The organism is Aeromonas sp. 2692-1 (genome assembly GCF_013085505.1).
GTDB classification, from domain to species: Bacteria; Pseudomonadota; Gammaproteobacteria; order Enterobacterales; family Aeromonadaceae; genus Aeromonas; species Aeromonas hydrophila.
Window position 1 is genome coordinate 3,765,425 of record NZ_CP038513.1, and the last position, 18,604, is coordinate 3,784,028.

17 protein-coding genes and 1 pseudogene are annotated in these 18,604 nt (G+C 63.3%); 7 read left to right on the forward strand and 11 right to left on the reverse strand.

Annotated features, from left to right (window positions below; all coding sequences use genetic code 11):
- Positions 1 to 4 precede the first annotated feature (4 nt).
- The 6 genes and pseudogenes from selB to hypA all read left to right on the forward strand — a co-directional run bounded on the left by selB (position 5) and on the right by hypA (position 7,112).
- Positions 5 to 1,902, forward strand: a pseudogene (gene selB / locus E5E97_RS17615) (selenocysteine-specific translation elongation factor).
- On the forward strand, positions 1,899 to 4,337 hold the full coding sequence (gene hypF, locus E5E97_RS17620; protein WP_171280663.1) for a carbamoyltransferase HypF: 2,439 nt from the start codon (positions 1,899 to 1,901) through the stop codon (positions 4,335 to 4,337). Before selB ends, hypF begins: the two are co-directional and overlap by 4 nt.
- Before the next feature lie 5 nt (positions 4,338 to 4,342).
- A complete protein-coding gene (locus tag E5E97_RS17625) occupies positions 4,343 to 4,594 on the forward strand; it encodes a HypC/HybG/HupF family hydrogenase formation chaperone (RefSeq protein WP_043133618.1) in 252 nt (83 codons plus the stop codon).
- Positions 4,588 to 5,700 carry a hydrogenase formation protein HypD gene (hypD, locus tag E5E97_RS17630; protein WP_171280664.1) on the forward strand — a complete coding sequence of 371 codons (1,113 nt, stop codon included), beginning with the start codon at positions 4,588 to 4,590 and terminating at the stop codon, positions 5,698 to 5,700. The genes E5E97_RS17625 and hypD overlap by 7 nt, the downstream gene beginning before the upstream one ends.
- Positions 5,697 to 6,701, forward strand: a complete 1,005-nt coding sequence (gene hypE, locus E5E97_RS17635) for a hydrogenase expression/formation protein HypE (RefSeq protein ID WP_171280665.1) — start codon at positions 5,697 to 5,699, stop codon at positions 6,699 to 6,701. Before hypD ends, hypE begins: the two co-directional genes overlap by 4 nt.
- A gap of 69 nt (positions 6,702 to 6,770) precedes the next feature.
- The gene (hypA, locus tag E5E97_RS17640; RefSeq protein ID WP_029300530.1) at positions 6,771 to 7,112 is read left to right on the forward strand and encodes a hydrogenase maturation nickel metallochaperone HypA; all 342 of its coding nucleotides are present in this window, start codon (positions 6,771 to 6,773) and stop codon (positions 7,110 to 7,112) included.
- On the opposite strand, the gene E5E97_RS23570 is transcribed toward hypA, so the two are convergent.
- Entirely contained in the window at positions 7,090 to 7,467 is a 378-nt protein-coding gene (locus tag E5E97_RS23570; RefSeq protein WP_339354938.1) for a hypothetical protein, read from the reverse strand. The two genes, hypA and E5E97_RS23570, sit on opposite strands and share 23 nt — an antisense overlap.
- On the opposite strand from E5E97_RS23570, the gene hypB reads away from it, so the two are divergent.
- The gene (gene hypB, locus E5E97_RS17645) at positions 7,348 to 8,172 is read left to right on the forward strand and encodes a hydrogenase nickel incorporation protein HypB (RefSeq protein ID WP_216368146.1); all 825 of its coding nucleotides are present in this window, start codon (positions 7,348 to 7,350) and stop codon (positions 8,170 to 8,172) included. The two genes, E5E97_RS23570 and hypB, sit on opposite strands and share 120 nt — an antisense overlap.
- A 406-nt stretch (positions 8,173 to 8,578) precedes the next feature.
- Here the strand turns inward: hypB and E5E97_RS17650 are convergent, their stop codons facing one another.
- From E5E97_RS17650 to hybA, 10 genes are all read right to left on the reverse strand, one after another.
- Complete coding sequence (locus E5E97_RS17650) at positions 8,579 to 9,220, reverse strand: ATP-binding cassette domain-containing protein (protein ID WP_171280667.1); 642 nt, start codon at positions 9,218 to 9,220, stop codon at positions 8,579 to 8,581.
- Positions 9,220 to 10,008 carry an ATP-binding cassette domain-containing protein gene (locus tag E5E97_RS17655; protein WP_171280668.1) on the reverse strand — a complete coding sequence of 263 codons (789 nt, stop codon included), beginning with the start codon at positions 10,006 to 10,008 and terminating at the stop codon, positions 9,220 to 9,222. Before E5E97_RS17655 ends, E5E97_RS17650 begins: the two co-directional genes overlap by 1 nt.
- A gap of 100 nt (positions 10,009 to 10,108) precedes the next feature.
- Positions 10,109 to 10,921 (reverse strand): ABC transporter permease, encoded by an 813-nt coding sequence (locus tag E5E97_RS17660; RefSeq protein ID WP_171280669.1) that lies wholly within the window; start codon positions 10,919 to 10,921, stop codon positions 10,109 to 10,111.
- The gene (locus E5E97_RS17665; RefSeq protein ID WP_171281235.1) at positions 10,911 to 11,888 is read right to left on the reverse strand and encodes an ABC transporter permease; all 978 of its coding nucleotides are present in this window, start codon (positions 11,886 to 11,888) and stop codon (positions 10,911 to 10,913) included. The genes E5E97_RS17660 and E5E97_RS17665 overlap by 11 nt, the downstream gene beginning before the upstream one ends.
- An 11-nt stretch (positions 11,889 to 11,899) precedes the next feature.
- The gene (locus E5E97_RS17670) at positions 11,900 to 13,531 is read right to left on the reverse strand and encodes an ABC transporter substrate-binding protein (protein WP_171280670.1); all 1,632 of its coding nucleotides are present in this window, start codon (positions 13,529 to 13,531) and stop codon (positions 11,900 to 11,902) included.
- 107 nt (positions 13,532 to 13,638) lie between these two features.
- Complete coding sequence (hybE, locus tag E5E97_RS17675; RefSeq protein ID WP_171280671.1) at positions 13,639 to 14,187, reverse strand: hydrogenase-2 assembly chaperone; 549 nt, start codon at positions 14,185 to 14,187, stop codon at positions 13,639 to 13,641.
- A complete protein-coding gene (locus E5E97_RS17680; protein ID WP_171280672.1) occupies positions 14,169 to 14,699 on the reverse strand; it encodes a HyaD/HybD family hydrogenase maturation endopeptidase in 531 nt (176 codons plus the stop codon). Before E5E97_RS17680 ends, hybE begins: the two co-directional genes overlap by 19 nt.
- Positions 14,699 to 16,402: a hydrogenase 2 large subunit gene (hybC, locus tag E5E97_RS17685; protein WP_171280673.1), complete on the reverse strand. Its 1,704-nt coding sequence runs from the start codon at positions 16,400 to 16,402 to the stop codon at positions 14,699 to 14,701. Before hybC ends, E5E97_RS17680 begins: the two co-directional genes overlap by 1 nt.
- Entirely contained in the window at positions 16,399 to 17,586 is a 1,188-nt protein-coding gene (hybB, locus tag E5E97_RS17690; RefSeq protein ID WP_011706348.1) for a Ni/Fe-hydrogenase cytochrome b subunit, read from the reverse strand. Before hybB ends, hybC begins: the two co-directional genes overlap by 4 nt.
- Positions 17,579 to 18,604, reverse strand: coding sequence for a hydrogenase 2 operon protein HybA (gene hybA / locus E5E97_RS17695; protein WP_171280674.1), 1,026 nt, complete (start codon positions 18,602 to 18,604; stop codon positions 17,579 to 17,581). Before hybA ends, hybB begins: the two co-directional genes overlap by 8 nt.

An 18,604-nucleotide genomic window follows, 5' to 3' on the forward strand; every position in this document is an offset into this window, starting at 1 on the left:
TCCCATGACCCCCTATCGCGCCGTTATCGGTCTTGCCGGCCACGTGGATCACGGCAAGACCCTGCTGATCAAGGCCCTTACCGGCATCACCACCGCCCGCGCCCACGAGCAGGCCATCGGCATGACTCAGGATCTCGGCTTTGCCCACTTCGACGACGGTCAGGGCAACACCATAGGCGTCATCGACGTGCCCGGCCACGAGCGCTATATCCGCAACATGGTGGCGGGGCTCTGGAGTCTGGATCTGGTGCTGCTGGTCATCGCCGCCGACGAGGGGTGGATGCCGATGACCGGCGATCACCTGCGCCTGCTCAAGGCGATGGGGGTGCCGCGTCTCTTGGTCTGCATCAACAAGTGCGATCTGGTCTCCCCCGACGAGCTTTTGCTGTTGGAAGAGCGCCTGCTGGAGCGGGTAATGGACGAGAGCGGCATGGTGCCCGATATCGTCAGCGTCAGCGCCAAAACCGGCGCCAATATGGCTGCCCTGCACGCCGCCATCGTGCACCAGCTGGGGAATATGGCTGAGCATCATGCTCCCCGCGAACAGGCCGCCCCGCGACTGTATGTAGACAGGGTCTTTACCGCCAACGGCACCGGCACCGTGCTTACCGGCACCTTGCAGCAGGGCAGCCTCAAGGTGGGGGACAAGCTGCGCCTCTACCCCGCCGATCGGGAGGTGCAGGTGCGCTCCCTGCAGGCCTATCACCAGAGCGTCGACGAGATTGGCGCCATCTGTCGGGTGGCGGTGGGCCTTAAAAAAGTGCCCCACAAGGAGGTGGCACGCGGTCACTGCCTCACCAGCGCCGCTGGCCAGTGCGAGGCGGCAACCCACCTTATCGTGCGACTCAACGCCGAGAGCCCGAGCGGCAAGGCGCTACGCACGCAGGAGGTGGAAGTGGCCCTCGGCAGCTGGCATGGTCGGGCGCGCTTTGTACCAATAAAAGAGACCCGGCTGGCACGGCTGATCTTTGCCAGCCCTATTCCCTGCTTCTTCGGTCAGCCGCTCGCCATCATTCGCCACGGCAGCAGCGAACTGCTGCTCGGCGCCCGCATCGTCTGGTGCGGCGATATCCATCCCGCCAGACGCAAGACGCTGCACGCCCTGCTGGGCGAGCTGCCTGATGACTTGGAGCGCTACAACCCGGCCACCCTGCAGCTTGGCCTCAATGGCTATGTGCTGGCCAGCCGCTTTGACCAGCGGCCCGAGCAGGTCACCCCCTCGGTGACTGGCTGCTGGATAGCTGCTGGCTGGCCCAGAGCCGCGACCAGCTGCTCGCCACGCTGGCCAGCGAACCGCTGAGCGCCGCTGAGCTCACGACCCGCTTTGGCATCGCCCTGCCGGTCATGCAAGCCCTGCTCCAGCAGCTCAAGAGCGAGCAGCTGATCCGCCTGCACCATGACAAGTGGCAACCGGGCAGCGGCGAGTCGGAAGATGATCTGGGGGAAGAGGCACAGCTGGTGCTCAAGGTGGTGCGAGATCAAGGCAAGGAGGGGTACGAGCCCGGTAAACTGGGCCCCGGCGGCGTGGAGCTGGATCCCTTTATCACCCGCAAGCTGCCCGCGGCCCTGCAGCAGGGTTTGCTGCGCAATGGTTTACAAAAAAACTGCGCGTTGCAAAAGCAGCTGCGCAACCTGGCAAGGCTCAAGTATCTGGTGCAGCTCGATGGCCCCATCTACTACGACGCCGAGCTTTACAACCAGATGGTCGCCGCCGTGCTGGCGGGCCAGCAGGTGGGAGATCTGATCGACATGGCATCCCTCAAGGAGATCACCGGCTTATCGCGCAAATACGCCATTCCGTTCTGCCTGCGCATGGAGATGGATGGCTGGGTGCGGCGCGAGGATAACGAGCGCCGGGTACTGCGTTTGCCAGCCACTCAAGATGAGATGGAGCCGGCATGAGCACCACCATCGCCCCCTCTGGCTCTTCCAATCCGGTGGCCAACCGGCTGCGCCGCGAATTTCATATCGACGGTATCGTCCAGGGGGTCGGCTTTCGCCCCTTCGTCTATGGGCTGGCGCTGCGCCACGGCCTTGCCGGTTATGTGCTGAACGATGCCAATGGCGTCACTATCGGCGCCGAAGGATCGCCTGAGCAGCTCGCCGCCTTTGCCCGCGAACTGCGGGAACTGGCGCCGCCGCTTAGCCGCATCGATCATTTCAGCGAGCGGGAGCTGCCCCTTGCTCATGATCCCGACTTCGATGGCCAATTTCATAGCCAGTTTCGAATTAAAGCCAGCCAGCAGCAGAGCGCGGCTACTGTCGCCATCTCGCCGGATCAGGGGATGTGCGAGGCGTGCGCCACGGATGTGGCCAACCCCAACGATCGCCACCACCACTACCCCTTTACCAACTGCACCCACTGCGGCCCGCGCTACACCATTATCCGCCGCCTCCCCTACGACAGACCCCATACCGCCATGGCTGGCTTTGCCATGTGCCCGCGCTGCGCAGCGGCCTATGAAGACCCGCTGGACAGACGCTACCATGCCCAGCCGGTGAGCTGCCCCGAGTGCGGGCCCCATCTCAGCTGGCGCAGCGGCAACGGCGATGCCCTGGCCGAGCGCGAGGATGCCCTGCTCGAAGCCGCCCGCGCCCTGCAAGCGGGAGCCCTGATTGCGGTCAAGGGGATGGGGGGTTATCACCTGATATGCGATGCCCGCAATGAACGGAGTGTGGCCAGATTGCGAACGCTCAAACGGCGCGCGCGCAAGCCGCTGGCGGTGATGATGGGCTCCCTTGCCGAGGCCAAACTGCATGTCACCGGCTGCGAGGAGGAGTGGAAGCTGCTCGCCTCTCAGGCCAGACCCATTACCCTACTGCGCAAGCGCATTAACGATGATCGGTACTCCGAATCGCAACAATCTGCGGCGCCGCTGGCCGAGGGGATCGCCCCCGGCATCCCCTACCTCGGGGTCATGCTCCCCTATACCCCGCTCCACCAGTTGTTGCTGGACGCGTGCGCCATGCCGCTGGTAGCCACCAGCGCCAATGGTCGCGGCAGCCCGATCCTCATCGAATGCGAGGCTGTGGTCAGGGAACTCGGCAGCGAGATTGACGGCATCCTGGATCACAACCGCCCTATCCTGCACCCGTGCGACGACAGTCTGGTGCAGTGGGCCGGCGGGCGACGCCAGACGTTGCGACTGGCCCGGGGCTATGCCCCCTGCACCCCCAGCCTGCAAGAGGCGGTCAGGGCGCCGCTCTTGGCTGTCGGGGCGCAGCAGAAGAACCAGCTGGCGCTCGCCTTCGGCCGCCAGCGCATCTACAGCCCCTATATCGGCGATCTGCACAGCCTGCCGATGCAGGAGCACTTCGAGCAAACCCTGGCGACCTTTCGCGATCTCTACGATCTCAAACCCCAGCTGCTGGTCTCGGATCGCCACCCGGGCTACCTCAGCCATCAGTGGGCCAAGGGCTATTGCCGCGATCAGGGGGCAACCCATCTCGAGGTGCAACACCATCACGCCCACCTGCTGGGGGTGATGGCCGAGCACGACATCACAGGCCCGGTGCTGGGTGTTGCCTTCGATGGCACCGGCCTTGGCGATGACGGTACCCTCTGGGGCGGCGAGCTGCTGATCGCAAACGTTCAGGGCTTCGAGCGCGTTGCCCACCTCAAACCCTTCAAGCTTATTGGCGGCGAGGCGGCCATCCGCGAGCCGGTACGTCAGTTGCTGGGGCTGTTGTTTGAATCGCACAGTCCTGAGGAGATCAGCGCCCTCGATATTCCGGCGATCAGGCAACTGCACGCTGAGCGGATCCGCAACCTGCACCAGCTCTGGCATCTCGGTCGCAACGCCCCCTACACCAGTTCCATCGGCCGGCTGTTCGACGCAGTGGCGGCGCTCTTGGGAGTGATCGATACCCCGGATTACGAGGGAGAGGCTGGACTCTTGCTGGAGGCAGCCGCCTTGCAGCTGGCCCCCGATGAACAGCCCTTCCCCCTCGCCTTTGATCTCAGCCAATCAGCGGAGGGACCACTGCATATCGAGTGGGCAGAGCTCATCAATACCCTTGTCAACGAGCGGTGCAAAGGCGCCTCCACCGCCAGCCTGGCCGCCGGTTTTATCCGCGCCATCAGCAATCTGGTGGTTGCCTTGGCCGAGCGCTTCCCCGGCTATCCGGTGGCGCTGGGGGGCGGCGTCTTTCAAAACCGGGTGCTGATGGACCAGCTGGTGCCCACTCTCGAAGCGGCCGGCCGGCAGGTATTGACCAGCGAAACCCTGCCGCTCAATGACGGTGGCATCGCCGCCGGTCAGCTCTGGTTTGCCATCCACCATCTTGCCACGCACCAGCCTGTCACTACCGGTTGTGCCACCTTGTCGGAGTCCTGAAATCCATGTGTCTATCAATTCCCTCTCAGGTGGTGCAGCTGCACCCCGAAGATAACTGCGTCACCGTCGACACCCTGGGGGTGCAGCGGCGTGTCAGCTGCATGCTGCTCGAAGAGCCTCTCAACATTGGCGACTATGTGCTGCTCCATATCGGCTTTGTGATGAGCAAGATTGACGAAGAGGAGGCGCAGGCCAGCCTCGAGAGCTTCCGCCAGATGGTGGCCCTGATGCCCAACCAGGATATCTTGCCATGCTGACCTTGAATGATCTCTTTCAGGGCTTTCGTCAGCCCGAGGTGATCCGCGCCCTCGCCGCCCAGATCACCGAACTCGCCAAAGATCTGCCTGAGCCGCTGCGGGTGATGGAGGTGTGCGGCGGCCATACCCACACCATCATGAAATACGGCCTGCACCAGCTGCTGCCAGCCAGCATCGAGTTTGTCCACGGCCCCGGCTGTCCGGTCTGCATCATGCCCAAAGAGCGCATCGATCAGGCCATCGAGCTGGCTAGCCAGCCCAGCGTCATTCTGGTCACCCTGGGGGACATGATCAGGGTGCCGGGCTCCAAGGGCACGCTGGCCCAGCAGCGCGCCAAGGGAAGCGATATCCGCCCCGTCTATGACCCCCTCGACGCCCTGCGCATCGCCCGTGAGAACCCGGAGAAAACCGTGGTCTTCTTCGCCATCGGTTTCGAGACCTCTACCCCCATGACCGCCGCCTTGCTGGCTGCCGCTGAAGCTGAGGGGATTGAGAACCTGCTGTTTCATATCAACCATGTGCTGGTACCGCCCGCCATCCACGCCGTGATGGCCGACGGGGTGGCCAAGGTGAACGCCTTTATCGGCCCCTCCCACGTCAGCGTCATCACCGGCGCCGATATCTACCTGCCCATCGTCGATCGCTATCAGGTGCCGGTGGTGGTGAGCGGCTTCGAGCCGGTGGATGTGATGGAGGCCCTCTTGATGATGGTGCGCCAGAAGGTGGAGGGTCGCTACGCGCTGGAGGTGCAGTACAGCCGCGCCGTCACCTCCAGCGGCAATAAAGCCGCCCAGCGGCTGGTCGAGCGCTTTTTCGAGACCCGCGAGCACTTTCGCTGGCGAGGTCTGGGGGATATCAACGCCTCCGCCCTGCGCCTGCGCGATGCCTTTGCCAAGCGCGATGCAGAGCGCCACTTTCAACTCAGTGAGACCCCCATCGATGACCACAAGGCGTGCCAGTGCGCCGATATCCTGCGCGGCCTGGCCAAACCGAACCAGTGCAAAGTCTTTGGCCGGGGCTGCACCCCGACCCAGCCCATGGGCAGCTGCATGGTCAGCTCCGAGGGGGCCTGCAATGCCTACTACCGATATATGGGGATCCAATGAGAGAAATTCAGTTAAGCCACGGCGGTGGCGGTGTCGAAATGAACCAGCTGATCAATCAGCTCTTCTTTCGCCACTTTGGCAACGAGATCCTGCTGCGCGGTGAAGATGCCGCCCTGCTGCCGGTAGAGGGCCCCGTCGCCTTCACCACCGACAGCTTTACCGTCTCACCGCTCTTCTTCGAGGGGGGGGATATCGGCAAGCTGGCCATCGCCGGCACGGTCAATGATCTGGCCATGATGGGGGCCAAGCCCGAGTATCTGAGCTGCAGCTTTATCATCGAGGAGGGCTTCCCCTACGCCGATCTCGCCCGCATCGTCGAGTCGATGGCGGCTGAACTGGCCAAGAGCGGTGCCCGCATCGTCTGCGGCGACACCAAGGTGGTGCCCAAGGGGGCGGCCGACAAGATCTTTATCAACACCAGCGGGGTCGGCACTTTCCCGCTGCCCGAACAGAGCCGGGGCATCTCGGTACGGAGCCTCAAGGCCGGTGACGCCATTCTGGTGTCGCGAGATATCGGCAGCCACGGCGCCTGCATCCTGATGGCCCGCGACGCCCTGCAACTGGGATCTGATCTCAAGAGCGACTGCACCACCCTCTGGCCACAAGTAGAAGCACTGCTAAAAGCTGGGATTACCCCTCACGCCCTGCGCGATGCCACCCGCGGTGGCCTTGCCGCCGTGCTCAACGAGTGGAGCAGCGCCTCCGGCGTTGCCATCGAGCTGGAGGAGTCCGCCATTCCGGTGTGCGACCCGGTGCGGGGCCTGTGCGAGCTCTACGGTTTCGAGCCCCATGATCTCGCCAACGAGGGGACCATGGTGCTGGCCCTGCCCGCCGAACAGGCGCAGGACGCACTGGGCATCTTGCGGCAATTCAACCCCGCCGCCAGCCAGATCGGCGTGGTGCAGGCGAGCGATCGCCACAAGGTGATCCTCAATAACCCCTGGGGCAGCCGCCGTTATCTGGAGCTGCCGCAAGGAGAACTGCTCCCGCGGATCTGTTGAGCGGCCATGCCGTTCCGTCAATTACAGGGAGGAGTCACTGCTCCTCCCCATATCGGTTAAGGAGCCACCATGCACGAAATGTCTCTGGCCATGGCCGCCATCGATCTGGCGGCCGAACAGGCCACCCAGCGGGGCTTTACCAAGGTGACCGCCCTCTGGCTCGAGGTCGGCAGCTTCTCCTGCGTCGACCCGGACACCATTGCCTTCTGTTTCGAGGCGGCCGCCAAGGGCACCGCCGTCGAAGGGGCCCAACTTCACTTTCAGCACCAGGTGGCAGAGGCCTGGTGTTACGACTGCAACCAGACGGTCACCCTCACCGAACGCGGGCAAGCCTGTCCCGAGTGTGGCGGATACAAATTACGAGTCGCGCAGGGCGATAGCCTGCGCATCACCGACATCGAGGTAAGTTGATATGTGTAGCGTATGCGGATGCGGCCAGGCGCGGATCGCCGGCCATGAGCACGATCATGAGCATCATCACGAACATGAACATCACCACGAACATGGTCATGAGCACGACCATCATGCTCATGACGCCCATCACCATCATGACCACGAGCAGAGTGCACAACACACCCTGATCATTCACCACCACTACCACCATCAGGGGGCTGTCCATCACCACTACCACGGGGTGCGGGCACCCCTGAGCCATGAGGGGCATGATCACCCACACGATCACCACCATGATCACCCCCACGACCATCATCATGAACATGCCCACTCTCATGACCATGACCATGACCATGACCATGACCATGACCATCAGCAGGCTGATCTGCACTACGGCAAAGGGGAAGCGGGATTGTCGGTTCCGGGCATGGGGCAGCGCCAGCTGATCGCCATCGAGATGGATGTGCTGGCCAAGAACAACAAGCTGGCGGCCCACAACCGCGAGCACTTCGACGAGGCGGCCCAGCTGGTACTCAATCTGGTATCGAGCCCGGGTTCAGGCAAGACCACCCTGCTGTGCGAAACCCTGCGCCAGCTGGCCGACAAGCGGCCTTGCGCGGTGATCGAAGGGGATCAGCAGACCAGCGCCGATGCGGATCGCATTCGTGCTACTGGCGTCCCTGCCGTGCAGATCAACACCGGCAAGGGCTGCCATCTGGACGCCAAGATGGTTCACGACGCCTGCCACCAGCTACCCGCCAATGAAGGGGGCATCCTCTTTATCGAGAACGTGGGCAATCTGGTCTGCCCCGCCAGCTTCGATCTCGGCGAGAAGTACAAGGTGGCGATCCTCTCCGTCACCGAGGGGGAAGAGAAGCCGCTGAAATACCCGGATATGTTCGCCGCCGCCCAGCTGATGGTGATCAACAAGATTGATCTGCTGCCTTACGTCAGCTTTGACGTGGCCCGCTGTATCGAGAACGCCAAACGGGTCAACCCCTATATCCAGGTGATCCAGGTCAGCGCCACCACGGGTGAAGGGATGGATGCCTGGCTCAACTGGCTGGCTACGGCCTGAACCAGAACCGGTTAAATGCCGTTACCAACGGCGGATAGCAAGAGAGGGAGGCTGATGCGTCCCTCTCTTTATCTGCGAAATCTGCGAACCTTGTCAGGCGCTCTCTCTATAACGAATAGCCAGCGTTTCATACTCGCCCCCCTCACCCTAACCCTCTCCCCAGGGAGAGGGAATCGGTTAGTGGATGCCGCATTCCGTTCCCGTCTCAACAGGGAAAAGGGAACCTATTCGTGGATACAGGCAATATGAGCGTGCTGCAACAATACGATCCCCTCAGGCCCCTCAGGAGTGGCTTCAAGCATAACAACCAGCCCTGTTTTCCAAACCCCGAGCCAGGCGAGATGGCACCTTCCGATCCCTTCTCCCCTTGCGGGAGAAGGGCTGGGGATGAGGGGGAAGCCAATTTTCAGGCCACGCTGCGGGCCATCGCCTCCTGCTCAGTAGGCGCCTCACCAAAGCGCAGCACCCGATGACAGATCTGACGCAGCAGCGCCTGCTGGTGACTGAAGACAAGCATGCCAAGACCGCGCTGCTCGCACTCAACCATCAACTCCCGCCAGAGCTGGCGCTGAATCTGCGGATCCAGCTGGGCGGTCACCTCATCGGCAATCAGCAATCGAGTGCGGGGATCGAGGGCGCGCAGCAGCGCGATGCGGGCCAGCTCGCCACCTGAGAGCTGACCGGGTTTACGGCCAAGCCATTCAGGCTTGACCATAAAGCGGGCAAGCATGGCGTCATCGGGGCGCCATACATCCCAGAGCGCCTGCCCGGTGGTGCGATAGGGATTGAAAGTGAGTTCCGGGTGCTGGGGCACCAGCTGGATGGGGTTATAACCTTTTACCTGTTCAGGTACTGGCTGCCCATCCAGCAGGATCTGCCCGCTGGTTCCAACCGGTTGCCAACTCGCCAATACCCGCCCCAGCGTAGTCTTGCCATGGCCACTCGGCGCAGAGATGCCGAGCCGTTCGCCCGCTTTCACCGTCAGCGATAACCCCTGCCAGAGGGGACGTTCCCCCTGGGCGATAGTGAGATTTCGTACTTCAAACATCAGGAAACCTCCGGCACAGAGAAGAGCGCATTGAATTCCGGCAGTGCCTGCCAGTGGGCGCGGAGCATCTCGCTCCCCTGCCCCTGGCGCAGATGGTGGCAGCTCAAGGTATCGCTCACCTGCCCTTGATGCAGCGCGACGATGCGATCGGCAAAGCGGGCCGCCAGCGCCAGATCGTGGGTCACCCAGAGGATGCCGCTGCCCTGGTTGGCCAATTCACGCAACTGGCTGAGCAGCTGGCAGGCCAGCCCCTCGTCGAGCCAGGCGGTGATCTCGTCCGCCAAAATGTAGCGGGCACCACCTAGCGCCGCAGTGCAGGCCAGAATGCGCTTGGCCATGCCGCCGGAGAGCTGGCGCGGATAGCTGTCCAGGGTGGTCGCGGGCAGCTGGTAGCGCAGCAGTTGCTGGCCGAGCCGCTCGCGGGAACCACTCTGACCGCAAAGGCGAGCCGCCCTGCCCAGCTGACGCTCCACCGTCAGCAACGGATTGAGGGCGCTCACCCCCTGCGGCACATAGCAGAGGGTGTGGCCACGCAGTCCGGCCCGGCTGGCGTCGCACAGGGGGACGCCATCGAGGGAGATGGTGCCGCGCATGCGCAGGTTGTCCGGCAGCAGGGTCAGGGCACTTTGCAGCAGCAGGCTCTTGCCCTCGCCGCTCCCCCCCACCAGTGCCACTATCTCCCCCGGCGCCAGTTGCAGGCTGATATCGGTCAGCAGCGGTCGCCAGCTGCGCCGCCCCAGCCAGGAGTAGTGGGCAGCCTCTATGGTCACCTGGTCGAAGCTCAGCATGCTTCACCTCCAAACCAGAGTTGTTGCAGGGCGCGCGAGTCACCTGATCGAACAGCGGCGCCAGCCAGACTGTGCTGACGCCAGATGGCGCTTTCAAAACTCAGCATGGTTCTCCCCCAAACCAGAGTTGTTGCAGTGCTCGGGTAGCCTGATCAAACAGTAAAACCAATGTCAGCAGCATCAGCCCTGGGAAGAGAGCCAGCCACCAGCCGCCACCGGCCAGATAACGCAGGGCATCGGCCAGCAGCAGGCCCAGCGAGGCTTCGTGGGCCGCCAAGCCAAAGCCGAGAAAGCTCAAGGCCGCGCTGTGCAGCACCGCATGGGGAAACATCAGCAAGGTGCCGATAAACCACTGGGGCAACAGCCCCGGCAGCAGGTGGGTACGCCAGCGGCGCAGCGCCCCCATCCCCTGACAGCGCGCCAGCACCACGTAGTCGCTGCTGGCGATCCGCCACGCCTCGGCGCAGAGAATAAGCGCCAGCTTGGGCCAGTGGGTGAGTGCCACCGCCAGGATCACCCCGCGCATGCCACCCCCTGCGGTAAAGCAGATCAGGATCAACAGCAGCATATGGGGCAGCGCCAGCATGGCGTCGATCACCAGCCGCACCGCCGCATCGCACCTGGGATGAATGAGCGACACGCTTGCCGCCACCATGGCCAGCAGGCCGCTGCACAGAGCCGTGCTGATGCCCAGCTCCAGACTGGTGAGGGTGCCCTGAAAGGTGCGCAACCAGAGATCCCGCCCCATCTGATCGGTACCGAACCAGTGAACCAGCGAAGGGGGCTGCTGGCGCGCCAGCAGATCCATAGGCACATCCTGATGAGAGAGGCTCCAGCCATAGCTGGCCAGCAGCAGCAGACAGGTCAGTGCAAAGCCAAGACGCAGCAAGGAGGGGAGCGGATTAAACAGCATGCACACCCTCCCAGCCGTGGTTGATGCGGGCCAGCAGCACCCGCGCCGCCGTGTTGCCCAAAAAGACCAGCAGGGTGCAGAAGAGCACGATTCCCATCAGCAGGGGGATATCGCCGCGCAGCCCCGCATCCACGGTGGCCTGACCGAGCCCCGGATAGGAGAAGACCTTCTCTGCCAACAGTGATCCGCCAATCAGCTCACCGAGGGAGGCAAACTGCAGGCAGAGCGCCGGGGTCAGGGCATGGCGCAGCACGTGAAAGCGCAGCATGGGCCAACCGCCATCGCCCTGGGCGCGGGCGTAGCGAATAAAATCGCTCGCCAGCACCTCGGCCACCCGCGCCCGGGTGTGCAGGGCGATATTGCCAAGCCCCAGCAGGGCCAGGGTTGTGACCGGCAGCAGCAGATGACGCAACCGCATGGCCCAATCCGCCTCATCGGCAGCGAGCCCCGGTGTCCAGGCGCAGCAGACCGGCAACAAGGGCCAGTGCACCGCAAACAGCGCCAGCAGCAAGAGGCCCACCCAGAAGGTGGGCAGGGAGGCGAGCAGATAGGCAAAGCGGCAAATCAGGCGATCGGGCCAGCGGTTGAGATAGCGGCCGGCGCAGAGCCCCAGCAGAATGCCGAAACAGCCGGAGAGCAGCCAGGCCCCCGCCAGCAGCAGGAAGGAGGCGGCAAAGCGCTGGCCAATGACCTCGCTCACAGGCGCGTTGTAGAGCATGGAGTAACCGAAATCACCCTGCAGCACCTGGCTGAACCAGTGCCAGTAGCGCAGCCACAGCGGCTGATCCAGCCCCCAGCGAGCGGCGATGCGGGCGTACTGCTCCGGCGGCACATGGAGCAGATCGTTGCCGATATAGGCCTTGATGGGATCGATGGGGGAGTAGCTCAGCAGCACAAAGGTGGCAACAGAAACCAGACAGAGCAGCCCTGCCAAACGCAGCAGGGCTTTCAGAGTGGCAGTCATCATGGTGGACGAACTTAACGGCACGTCCACCGCCAATCCTGCAGGTTGTTGAGGAGTGACCAGCTACCGTGAATTTCCGGCGCCCCCTTGCCAAGGTCGATACAGCGGTTGGCCAGATAAGTGTGCTGCACGTTGAGCAGCCAAGCCCAGGCGGCATCCCCCAGCACCCCGGCACCACGCTTGCCATCCCACTCCACCTGCTGCCAGAACGGCACGGCCGCCTGCCAGTCGGGGGCATCCAGCGCCTGCTTGAGGTACGCATCCACCACCGGATTCTGGTAATAGCCCGGGTTGTAGAACTCCACGCCGGCGGAACCGCTCTGGTAGTGGTGATAGAGCTCCATGGGATCCAGACTCCCCCACCCCATCAGCACCGGATTGGCGTGCATCTCGCGCTCCACCTGCTCCCAGCTGCCGGACTTGAGGCTCACCTCCAGACCTATGGGTTTGAGCATGGCCCGCACCGCTTCAGCCAGATCCCGGCGGGTGCTGTCGCCACTGGTGTACCAGAGGGTGAAGGCGGCGCGCTGGTCGCCCTTGTGGCGAATGCCATCGCTATCCATCTTCCAGCCCGCCTCGTCGAGCAGGGCATTGGCATGGGCGGCATCGCCATCCTTGAAGGCGGTGGCTTTGTTTAGCCAGGGCAAGCCTTCTACCGCGCTGTAAGCGGGGATGGCGTGCCCTTCCAGCAGCTGGTCGGCCAACAACTGGCGGTCGATGGCGTAGTTGATGGCGCGGCGCACCGCCACGTCCGAGGTCACGTCGTTGCCGATGGGATAACCCTTGGCATCCTTGCTGCCCGCAGGCGGAATGGGAAAGACGATGCCGCGGTTCTCGACGCTTGGCCGCACCCACAGCTTGAGGGAGGCAGGGACTGTGGGGGCCAGCGACGGGGCGATGCGCACCAGGTCAAGCTGGCTGCTCTGGGCGGCGGCATAGGCGCTCTCTTCATCGATAAAGACAAACACCAGCCGTTTGAAGTCATTGTTGCCGCCGGCGTAATGGGGGTTGGCCTCCACCACCAGCTGCTGGCCGGGCAGGAAGCTCACCAGCCGGTAAGGGCCGGCACCGACCGGTTTTTGGGCATAACGCTTGGGATCGTAATCCCGCTTCGACACTATCCCGAGCGATCCCAGCACGTTGACGAAGGTACTCTGGGGGGCGCTTAAAGATATGGCAACGTCGGTAGGCGAGAGCACCTTGGCCGAGACAAAGTTGCCCATGTCGATCTTGCCGCCACCCTGGGCCGCGCTGTTGTAGGTAAAAGCCACGTCTTCGGCGGTGAGCGGCGCGCCGTTGGAGAATTTCAAATCCGGCTTGAGGCGGATAAGCCACCCCTTGCCATCCTGGTTCGGAGTCACCGCCTGGGTAAGCACGTTCTGCCAGCTGAGGTCGGCGTTTTGTTTGAGCAGCGGGCTGTGCAGCAGCAGGTAGCTGCCGTGGCTCCAGCCAAGCAGCGGGTCGAACCCTTCGGTGGGCTCGGCGCCGATGGCGAGCTTGAGTTCGGCGGGGACGGGCTGGGCAGCCAGCGCCATGGAAGAGAAACCGCCCGAGAGCAGGGCCAGCAAGGCGGCCGCCGTGGCAGATAGGCCTTTGCGGCGGGTGGTGTTGCTGCCTGAGTGGCAGCCAAAGCATTGAATGGTCATAAGATCCCTTGTTCGTTTTACCACTCACTATCCAAAAAACAGGGGCACGACAGAAGCGAGTGAGGGGCCAAAACGGCCCCTATTCTAAACCTGATTGCAGATGAGGCCTAGCGCTGGGTGTCGCCCACAGGGTCGCCACGCCGGCCGCTGAACAGGCGACGCCGGCTCAAGTTCACGCCGCCCTCCCCCTGCTGCACCGGAAGCGAAAGCAGCATCTTGAGGGTACTGCTCACCAGCGCGCGCCCCTCGTCGGCCCCCAGATGCGGGTCGATGGGGGACATGAGCGAGCAGGCCAGCAACTGCCCCGTCTCGGGCAATGCCCCCACCATAAAGGTCAGGTTGCCGCAGGGGAGCTGCAGGGCAAGCCGATCGCTGCTGCTGCGCACCGGCCAAACCTGATCCGGCCCCGGCAACACCACCACGCTCAGCATCCAGGGAGTGAGCACGCAGCCGAGCCACTGCCCTTCAAACAGGATGCACTCAGCCACGATGGGCATGGCCGGGTGATAGAACGGCAGGGCCTGCATCTCTTGCTGCGCGATCCGCTCGTACTGGGCTACCAGCAGGGAGGCGGGATTGGTGGCAAAACCGGCAAACTCCTGCACCGGCTCTTGCGCGGCTTCGTTCACTGCCTCATTCACAATGGATTGCGCCATACGCCCTCCCGCGCTCGCTCGGCCTTCTCCTGCTCAGAGAGCGGAATGGCCGGTGCCCCCAGGCTGGCCAGCAGGGTCAGGATCCGATCCGTTGCCTCCCCCATGGCAGCCGCCACCACAGGAGTGAGGCCGATGCGGGGCTCGAGGGATTCAGGCTCGACCCCGATCAGGGTGAGCCGCCTGGGGGATTCTCCCGTCATGTGCAGCGCCGAGAGCACATCCGCCAACCCCAGCTGATGGGGGGAGATCTTGCGGCCAAACAGGGTCGGGACCTCCTCATCCTTCAGGGTCACCACTGTGCCCGGCGGATTACCGCTGCGCACCGCGTCCGCCAGAATGATGTGGTCGCGACTGGCCATCGCTTCAAGCAGCTCCATGCCAGCGGTACCGCCGTCGAGCAGCTCGATGCCGGGGGCGAAACGGTATTCGCGCCCCAGCGTCTCGACGATGCGCACGCCCACCGCCTCATCGCTCAACAAGAGGTTGCCCACGCCCAGGATTAGGGTGTTCATCACAGCACCTTCACCTGAGTCGTTTCGCCATTCTGGGTATCCACCACGTGGACCGCGCAGGACATGCAGGGGTCAAACGAGTGGATGGTGCGTACCACCTCCAGCGGCTTGGCGGGATCCGCCACCGGGGTGCCCACCAGCGCCTGCTCGTAGGGGCCGGGCTCGTCATTGAAGTTGCGCGGGCCCGAGTTCCAGGTCGATGGCACCACCGCCTGATAGTTCTCGATCTTGCCACCCTTGATGACGATCCAGTGGGAGAGCATGCCGCGCGGCGCCTCCTCAAAGCCCACCCCGCGAAACTCCTTGTCCGCCGGGATCTCGGCCTTGATGTAGGCGCTGACATCCCCCTTGCCGATGTTGTCCACCAGCGCCTTCCACTGGTGCGCCAGAGTATCTTTCAGCACGCAGCAGCGCACCGCCCGACCGATGATGCGGCCCATGGTGGAGTGCAGCTGTTCGGTCTTGATGGCCGAACCGGTGAGTGCTTTATAAATGCCGTTCAACTGGTCGAAGTGCGCCACTGTCTCAGGGTGCTTGGCCGCCAGCTTCACCAACAGATCTGCGAGCGGCCCCACCTCCACCACCTTGCCGTAGAAGGTGGGAGATTTGACCCAGGAATATTTGCCGTCATCCTGCCAGCCGGTGTAGTCGGGCTCGGTCTTGCCCTCCCAGGGCTTGAGGGGGGCGTCATCCTTGTACCAGGCGTGCTTGTTGCTCTCGGCGATGCCATCCATCAGCCAGGCATCCTGATGGCTCTCGATGGGACGATAGCCAGCCAGATCGCCGTTTTCGATGTAGCCACCGGGCATCAGGAAGCTGCCACCGTCACCGTCGGTGGGCAGCTCAGGCACGCTCAGGTAGTGCTTGGCCCCCTGCCCCAGGTTCAGCCACTCGGGATAGTGGGCGGCTATGATGGCGGCATCCACCTTGTAGACCTGCTCGATAAACTCGCCGAGCCGATCGATGAAGCTCTTCACGTAGAGCAGCCGCTCCAGGTTGAGCACGCTCGGCGCATCCAGGTTGATGGGGTTGGCCACCCCGCCCACCGCCAGGTTCTGGATGTGGGGCGTCTTGCCGCCGAGGATGGCGACGATGCGGTTGGCATCGCGCTGACACTCCAGTGCCTGCAGGTAGTGAGCCACGGCGATGAGGTTCACCTCCGGGCTCAGTTTCATCGCCTTGTGACCCCAGTAGCCGTTGGCGAAGATGCCGAGCTGACCGCTCGCCACCAGGGCGCGGATCTTGTCCTGCACCTTGGTCAGCTCGTCGGCGCTGTTGAGGGACCAGGTCGATACCCCCTTGAGCAGATCGGCCGCCTTTTGCGGATTGGCCTGCAGTGCGGCGGTGATGTCCACCCAGTCCAGCGCGGAGAGCTGATAGAAGTGAACGATGTGATCGTGGATGTTGTGGGCCGCAATGATGAGGTTGCGGATGTACTGGGCGTTGACCGGCACCTTGGCGCCGATGGCATTCTCCACCGCGCGCACCGAGGCGATGGCGTGAATGGAGGTGCACACCCCGCAGATGCGCTGCACTATCATCCAGGCATCGCGCGGGTCGTTGCCCTTGACGATCTCCTCCATCCCGCGCCACATGGTGCCAGACGACCAGGCCTTGGTGACGACGCCGCCTTCGATTTCACAGTCGATACGCAGGTGACCCTCGATGCGGGTGATGGGGTCTATGGTGATACGTTGGCTCATACGTTGGCTTTCCCTCGGGCCTGATAATCTTGGTGAACACGTTCAAGTGATGGCAGTACCGGCAACAGCCGGATCAGCAGCAAATAGGCACACACCTCGATGGCGACGAAGCCCAAGGAGATCAGCACTTCCGCCGCGGAGGGGAAGTAGTGGTAGCCATTGCCGGGGTTGAAGGCGAGCAGGGAGTAGTCCAGTCGCCAGAGGGCGGCGCCCAGCAGCATGCTGAGGGCCCCCAGGAACAACATGCGCGAATCGCGGCGGCTCTTGTCCCAGTGGAACACCAGCAGCGGGAAGATCATCAGCGCGATCTCGCTCCAGAACATCAAGGCGTAGCGATCCCACTGGGAGAGGTACTCCGACTTGTCGTTGATGACGATCTCGGCAAAGCGCAGCGCCACGAACAGGATCAGGAAGATGTCGATCACCTGGGTCAGCTTGTAAAAGAGCGGCTTCTCGTTGGGGCCGCGCCCCGCCAGCCCCGCCTGCACCAGGGAGCCTTCAAACACCACGATGGAGAAGCCCATGATGAAGGCGGTGAGCAAGGAGAAGACCGGCAGCAGCTCGTAGCTTTGCCAGAGCGGATGGATCTTCTCTCCCGCCACTATCATCAGGGATCCCATGGAGGATTGGTGCATGGTGGGCAGCAGGGCCCCCAGCGCCAGGATGAAGAACATGACCTTGTTGATCCGCGCAAGGGAGACCTTCCAGCCGAACTTCTCCATCAGCACGGGGGCAAACTCCAGCGCCATCACCCCGATGTAGATGGTCATACAGACCGCCGTCTCGAACAGCACCGAGGAGGTGTTGAAGAAACCCGGAATGTAGAAGTAAGGCAGGTTCCAGTAACGACCGACATCGATGGTGATGGAAAGGCCGCCCAGCGAATAACCGAACAGGCTCGCCAGCAGGGCCGGTCGCACCAGGGGGTGATACTCGCCCCGGTTGAAGACGTAGACCGCCCAGGCCAGCGCCCAGCCGCCGCAGGCGAAACCGGTGCCGATCAGCAGATCGAACGAGATCCAGAGCCCCCAGGGGTAGCCGCCGTTCAGATCGGTGACCGAGCCCAGCCCGAAGATGAGGCGTTTGAGGATCAGCATGCCGCACAGGATGACGAACGGCGCCAGCACCATGACCGGCCAGCTGACCAGCCTGCCCCCCAGCGGATGTGCCTTGTGATTACTCATGATCCTTGCCTCCCGATTGCTTGTCATGGCCCGCGTGCGAGTCATGATCGTCGCCATCCTGATGGTCCTTGGTGTTGCGGCGAATGAGCACCGACAGCCCGGTCAGCACCACCAGCGGCAGCACCATCCCCTTGTAGAGGGTGTGCTGGATGTGCTCGGAGCGCGCCCCGGAGGAGAGCTCCGGCAAGTCAGGCATGTCGAGCTTGGTGTAGGGCACCCCGGCCAGCACCAGCACCTGGGTGCCGCCCCCCTCCTTCTCGCCATAGACGTAAGGCTGATAGTTGGGCACCTCGTGCAGGTAGGGATCGTTGGCGCTGAAGGTCTGGCGCGGATAGGCATATTCGCTGCCCGGCGTTGCCAGCAGCCGGCGCTTGGCCTCGGCCATCAGCGCCTCGCGGGTGCCGAAGATGACGGCGCCAGTCGGGCACACCTCGACGCAGCCGGGCAACTTGCCCTGATCGATGCGCTCAAGCCCCTTCTGGTTGCAGAGCTCGCACTTGTGGATCGCCCCAAACGGGTTGTCGTAGTCATATTTGGGCACGTCGAACGGGCAGCCCACCATGCAGTAGCGACAGCCAGTGCAGACGTCCGGGTCATAGTGGACGATGCCGGTCTTGGGATCCTTGGTCAGCGCCTGCACCGGGCAGACGGAGACGCAGTTGGGATCGACACAGTGCATGCACTGCTTCTTGATGTAGGCATAGCCATCCACCAGCTGATCCTTGTGCTCGCCCGTGCCGCTCTTCCACACCTGAATGATGTTGTTGGTGTAGGGACTCAGCTTGTCGTTGTTGGACCAGGTCACTTCCCCGGCCGGATTGGCCGGGTTGCCGTTGAGGCGCTGACACTCCGCCACACAGGCCTGGCAGCCGATGCAGAGGGTGGAGTCGTAGAGCATGCCGAGCGCGCCGGGAATGGGCGGCTTGTTCTCGGCCGCCGCCAGGGCAGTGCCGGAGACGGTGGTGCCCGCCGCCAGCGCACCGACGGAGGCGAATTTGAGGAAATTGCGTCTGTTCAC

Excerpts from the sequence above, each read along its gene's own strand:
- E5E97_RS23570 (WP_339354938.1), bottom strand. The coding sequence starts at position 7,467 with ATGGTCATGGTCATGGTCATGGTCATGGTCATGGTCATGAGAGTGGGC.
- E5E97_RS17665 (WP_171281235.1), bottom strand. The coding sequence starts at position 11,888 with ATGATGACTGCCACTCTGAAAGCCCTGCTGCGTTTGGCAGGGCTGCTC.
- E5E97_RS17660 (WP_171280669.1), bottom strand. The coding sequence starts at position 10,921 with ATGCTGTTTAATCCGCTCCCCTCCTTGCTGCGTCTTGGCTTTGCACTG.
- E5E97_RS17655 (WP_171280668.1), bottom strand. The coding sequence starts at position 10,008 with ATGCTGAGCTTCGACCAGGTGACCATAGAGGCTGCCCACTACTCCTGG.
- E5E97_RS17670 (WP_171280670.1), bottom strand. The coding sequence starts at position 13,531 with ATGACCATTCAATGCTTTGGCTGCCACTCAGGCAGCAACACCACCCGC.
- hypF (WP_171280663.1), top strand. The coding sequence starts at position 1,899 with ATGAGCACCACCATCGCCCCCTCTGGCTCTTCCAATCCGGTGGCCAAC.
- hypA (WP_029300530.1), top strand. The coding sequence starts at position 6,771 with ATGCACGAAATGTCTCTGGCCATGGCCGCCATCGATCTGGCGGCCGAA.
- hypE (WP_171280665.1), top strand. The coding sequence starts at position 5,697 with ATGAGAGAAATTCAGTTAAGCCACGGCGGTGGCGGTGTCGAAATGAAC.
- hybB (WP_011706348.1), bottom strand. The coding sequence starts at position 17,586 with ATGAGTAATCACAAGGCACATCCGCTGGGGGGCAGGCTGGTCAGCTGG.
- E5E97_RS17680 (WP_171280672.1), bottom strand. The coding sequence starts at position 14,699 with ATGAACACCCTAATCCTGGGCGTGGGCAACCTCTTGTTGAGCGATGAG.
- hypD (WP_171280664.1), top strand. The coding sequence starts at position 4,588 with ATGCTGACCTTGAATGATCTCTTTCAGGGCTTTCGTCAGCCCGAGGTG.
- E5E97_RS17650 (WP_171280667.1), bottom strand. The coding sequence starts at position 9,220 with ATGTTTGAAGTACGAAATCTCACTATCGCCCAGGGGGAACGTCCCCTC.
- hybC (WP_171280673.1), bottom strand. The coding sequence starts at position 16,402 with ATGAGCCAACGTATCACCATAGACCCCATCACCCGCATCGAGGGTCAC.
- E5E97_RS17625 (WP_043133618.1), top strand. The coding sequence starts at position 4,343 with ATGTGTCTATCAATTCCCTCTCAGGTGGTGCAGCTGCACCCCGAAGAT.
- hybE (WP_171280671.1), bottom strand. The coding sequence starts at position 14,187 with ATGGCGCAATCCATTGTGAATGAGGCAGTGAACGAAGCCGCGCAAGAG.